This is a genomic window from Burkholderia sp. Bp8986, from assembly GCF_003854225.1.
Classification (GTDB): Bacteria; Pseudomonadota; Gammaproteobacteria; order Burkholderiales; family Burkholderiaceae; genus Burkholderia.
On the sequence record NZ_QTQM01000095.1, the window covers coordinates 1 to 4720 of the forward strand.

Below are 4720 nucleotides of genomic sequence, written 5' to 3' on the forward strand. Positions count from 1 at the left end.
CTGCCGTCCACCGTGCGTACGTTCAATTCGTGTCTGCTCGGCGTCGGTCAGTTCGAGCGGATTGGTTGTATGAGGCACAGACAGCCGGAGGGGATAGGGCACGGCTCGGCGGTTGGAAAGATGGATACCGGAACGCAAAACCCGACGCTGCGAAGAATTGCCTTGGGAATGACCGGAACGTGTGGAGTCCTGCCCGGATGGCGGGGCGGGACTGGACATAGAGTTCCCGAGCTGAACCATGGGGACGTAAGCGCTGGCGACGGAATACGGAAAGGTGTCATTGCCGGCGTTCAGCTGAAGTGAATGGGATCTCCCATTTGTTATCAGAATACCGGTATTGTCCGCTAGATCAGAACGATCCGACAACGATGCCGCGGTAGGGTTGGGGGAAAGTGAAGCGCGAAACATATTGATCAATCTCACAAATATCTAACAGCCCGGAACTGGTGGCTATGATCCCGACGACATCCGGTTCCACAGCTTGTACAGATTCTTCGACAGGTTCTGCTCGAACTCGGCGATGGTTTCATCGTCGATGCCTGCACCCGTTCGCTCCACACCCATTACAGGCGCTTCCACGCTACTACGGGTGACTCCGCCCCTTGGTCCAGCATCGGTATTCTTCCTCATGGTTTCTGATCGCGGTAGGGATGCCCGTTACCGGGCACCCCCCACACAGATCCGTACGTGCCCAATTCGGGCATACGGCTCCTACCTCGAGTGTTTGACGGCAAAGCGCCGGTTCGGCCACGGATGAAGTATGCGGGGGCGCGGGAGCCATGTATCAGCGATTCGCGTCATTTGCGTCCAGGATGTGCGATCCCTCTGGCTGCGACGCCGCAGCGCGCGCATCCACCGGGTTCGAACGTGATGGCGAAAAGCCTGAAGCGCGCGGAAGTTTGTGGGCACTGCATGATATGCAAAGTACCCCTGAACGACCTGCTTGAGCCATTTCCCCTGCTCTGGAATCGAGTCGTGCCAGCGCCTTCGGAGATCATCCTTGATCTGCCTGAGCTTCGCCCGCATGCGATCTCCACGGCTCTTCCGCTGTAGCTGGAAGGCACCGCGGCGTGAGCGCCCACAGATGAAGATGAAGCCCGGGAAGGTGAACGTCTCTGGCCGGGGAAGACCCACCCGCTGCCGCCGAGCCGCCACATAGCGGCCGAACTCCAGCAGCCTTGTCTTCTCCGGGTGTAGCGTAAGCTCGAACTTTTCCAGCCTCGCTCGCATCGCGTCCCAGAAGCGCCTCGCGTCGGCTTCATGCTCGAAGCCGACCACGATATCATCCGCGTACCGCGAGATGATCACGTTGCCTTTGGCCTCCAGCCGTCGCCACCGTTGAGCCCAGAGATCGAAAGCGTAGTGCAGGTACCGACGCTTCGCCGACATCCTCGCGGACGCCAGCGCACGGCTCGGGGCCGATGTGGTTCGCTACGCCTTCATTGTAATGGACTTTCACCATCTACTCCTTGCCGGTCTCCCGGCGCACCCATTTGTCATTTCCCTTCGCATCTGGAACAAGGTTCTCACGTTCCGTACCAAAGCCTGTATTGAGATCATGCCGCCTATACACCGGCTGCCATCGGGCCCGTAAGCAGGTATCGTCCCGATTTGTCCTGAAGCCAATGGTCTACCTCAGTTTCGACAGCGCCTTTGGGCATAACGATGCGTCATCGGACGGTTTGCTTTCGCTCATCTTCTCAATACGTACCTGCCACCCTCGGCGGGTGACTTTTCCACAGTCGCTCACCACCACGCCTTTTGAACGCAGCAGCACCGGGCGGGTTGACGTCTGCTCCTGCAAGCCGACTCCGGAAGGCCTTCTTCCATCTTCAGTACAGCATCCCAAGCTTGCGCTCAGGTTCGTGACACACACCACTGGGTTCCTTTCTTCGTCTATTGCATTTCCGGATCGCGCTTACTGTCCTGATTCTTCGTCGAACTCGGCGCCGCTATCAGCGTGGCGTTCACAACGGTCAGTTCCGTGAGCAGCAGACCCTTCTGCACCAGTACGACATTGAGTATCAGCCCACGTCCAGCTCCGCGAACTGCTGGAACAATGGCATGTTGTACAGCGCTTCTTCCATGGCTGGATCCGAGAGGTAGAACCATTGATGCAGGAAATGAATTGGCAGCATGGCTTTTGCCGCAAACGGCGGCCGCCCCGTCTTCGCAACCGGTGTGTACGGCGCAATCAACGTCACCAGCTCGGCCCACGACACAACCGGATTCCTTCGATCGAGGAGCTCGTGCTTGCGTGTCGGCTTGTTCGACACCTCGAATCCCATTCCCCCAAGGCTGATCTGTTTCATTCCGTCAGTGCCTCATCCTGCCGCCTGCATCGCTCAGCTGTTGCAGGCCATCCTTAGGCGATCCTGCTTGCACTGTCAGCTTCAAAAAGATCTCAGCACCTTCAACGAGGAAAGAATTCGTTCACAACTCCCAGATCGTTCACCAGCTCAAGATACTTATCCTCGATACTTTGATTTCTGGTTTTCTCGATCGCCTTGAATCGCTTGGTGAATTCTTCATGCGAGAGCTTCTTACTATCATCAGTCGGATTTTGATATTGCTCCTGCAACTGCTCTAACTCTTCATGCGCATCCGCATCGATCTTGGTGAAGGCAGCCGCCGCGCCACGCTTCAGTGCGTCGCGTACAGGGTCAAATTGCGCAAGAAATACACAGGCCGCATCCCGGGTCATGGAACGTTTAAGGGAATCGATGGCCGTTGCGAGGTCCGAATCTTCGATGCAACCAAGTAAGCCATGTTTCTCCTTGAACGGCGATATCGGCAGCTCCATCGGCTCACGGAGCGCCTTTTTGAACCCCAGATGGGTGTGGACTTCCTGGCGCCCCGTACGACCACCGCTGCGGGCGAACCTTGTCGCATATTGCTCAACAAGATCGAGCCTGAAATAGGCCAAACCTGCCGCCACGAGATCTTTCATCGGGCGCCCATCGAGTGAAGCGGCAAGGCATGTTTTTTCCATTTTCTGGAATTTGTCCAGAACCTGATCTTCGCAATCCCGGTCGGCGTCGAACATGATCGCGAGACATTGCGACCTGACGGTTTCATTGAGCAGCATGCCCCTTGCGATACTGCATACCCGCACAGCAAACTCCTCTCCTGCGGGCCCCATCGCATCAGGAACAGTGTACAAGCGCGCAAACATCGTTCTGAAGTGTCCCTGTTGTTCCGGAGTCAACTGGCTTGTTTGACTCGCCATCATCCGGTTGAATGCCTCGAAGTCATCAGGGCACTCGCCCGCGCGTTCGAACCAATCACGCATCAGTTGCTCGAGTGAATCGGTCTGGTTATAGGCCTGGCCGGCCACCGACGTCAGAATTTCCATCTTGGGATGACGAACGTGCTCGAGTCGATAGACCTCTTCCGCGCTAAACCGGTTATCCTGGACCTTTATGCTGACCGGTTGCTGCCCTTCCTCCACACCGATGTTGTTCAACTGACTGCTCGGAGAGTAGAACTGTTCGAGACCATGCCTATACGCAATGGTGACATTGTCCCAAACAGACGCACAGTGGGCCTGGAATCGCCATTCGGGTGTATTTCTCACCTGATACAGGCGCTCCACGTAAGAAGAGCCAATGGTCACATAGGTTTCTGGCAGTCGTCGCAACTGATTGCTCGTTGCATCGAGAACCTCCAGATTGCTTAGATTACCGATAGAGTCAGGAAGTATCGCAATTCTATTATGTTTGATGTCCAGCACCTGGAGCGCCGACAGGCGACCGATGCTATCTGGAATCTCAATCAGCTGGTTGCGGCTTGCGTCCAGATGAGTGAGATTCCGCATCCCTGACAGATCGGGCAGCTCGTGCAATGCATTGCTCGAGATATTGAGCTTTTTTATTTGGGTGAGCTTAAGCACCTCATCAAGATCAGCAATTCTGTTCCCAGAAAGGTCGACCTCTGTCAACCGCGTGAGTCGACTGAAGCACGCGGGTAGACTCTGAATGTTGAGCCCTTGGAGGTTTAATTTGGTAGCGCACTCTGTGTTCTCTGGGGCCTCGTACGCAGCGATCATGAGCGCTGCCGCGACCTCGTGACAAGGATCGGTCGACGCCCATTGCGTCACTTGACTGTGGAAGTCGAGCAACACATTGCTCCCATTCAGGCTCGCAGACGCAACTCCGTTATTGGGTTGAATTCTGTCGCCGAGAGGAGGCAAATTGTCGTGATTGAGAGGAGCCCATTGATCGGCGCTTGGATTGCTGAGCACGCTCGAAATGCCGTTGAAGATGCGCCGGAGGGAAAACCCACCCCCCGTAGGGGTCCTCAATTGACCTTGAGCGGTCTCGGTCCGGGGCGGTGTCTGATTCGGGATTTTGGAAGGATTTAAACGGAGCATTTGTCTTTCGGGTCCGATGGAGGCGGACGGAGGCTTTATAGAACGAGATCGACGTCTGTATGAAATATTCGTAATGCATTACGTACTCGCCGCTTTTGGGTGAGTTATAGCTACGGATTCCGGCCAGCTTTGGTCAATGCACCAAATCAATGCCACTCATCGAGTAGCCTCACTGACTTAGCAGTAGCCATCTCACGATGGGCCCATTTACTCATGGATTACACCTATTGACCATCTGATTTTGTACGGACTGTTGATTTTACGACTACCAAGTCGGACCTGAACAATCGTGCGAGGCGTATGCAGTAAGGCTGCGAAGCCGAAACGGTGTTGTTTGATTTGCAGGAA

1 protein-coding gene and 2 pseudogenes are annotated in these 4720 nt (G+C 55.5%); all 3 read right to left on the reverse strand.

Annotated elements, in window-relative coordinates:
• Positions 1-711: 711 nt before the first annotated feature.
• A pseudogene (locus DID99_RS35750) lies at positions 712-1371 on the reverse strand (reverse transcriptase domain-containing protein); the annotation flags it as partial.
• Between the two features lie 528 nt (positions 1372-1899).
• A pseudogene (locus tag DID99_RS35760) lies at positions 1900-2312 on the reverse strand (transposase); the annotation flags it as partial.
• A gap of 101 nt (positions 2313-2413) precedes the next feature.
• Entirely contained in the window at positions 2414-4243 is a 1830-nt protein-coding gene (locus tag DID99_RS35765; protein WP_185733876.1) for an NEL-type E3 ubiquitin ligase domain-containing protein, read from the reverse strand.
• Between the last annotated feature and the right edge of the window lie 477 nt (positions 4244-4720).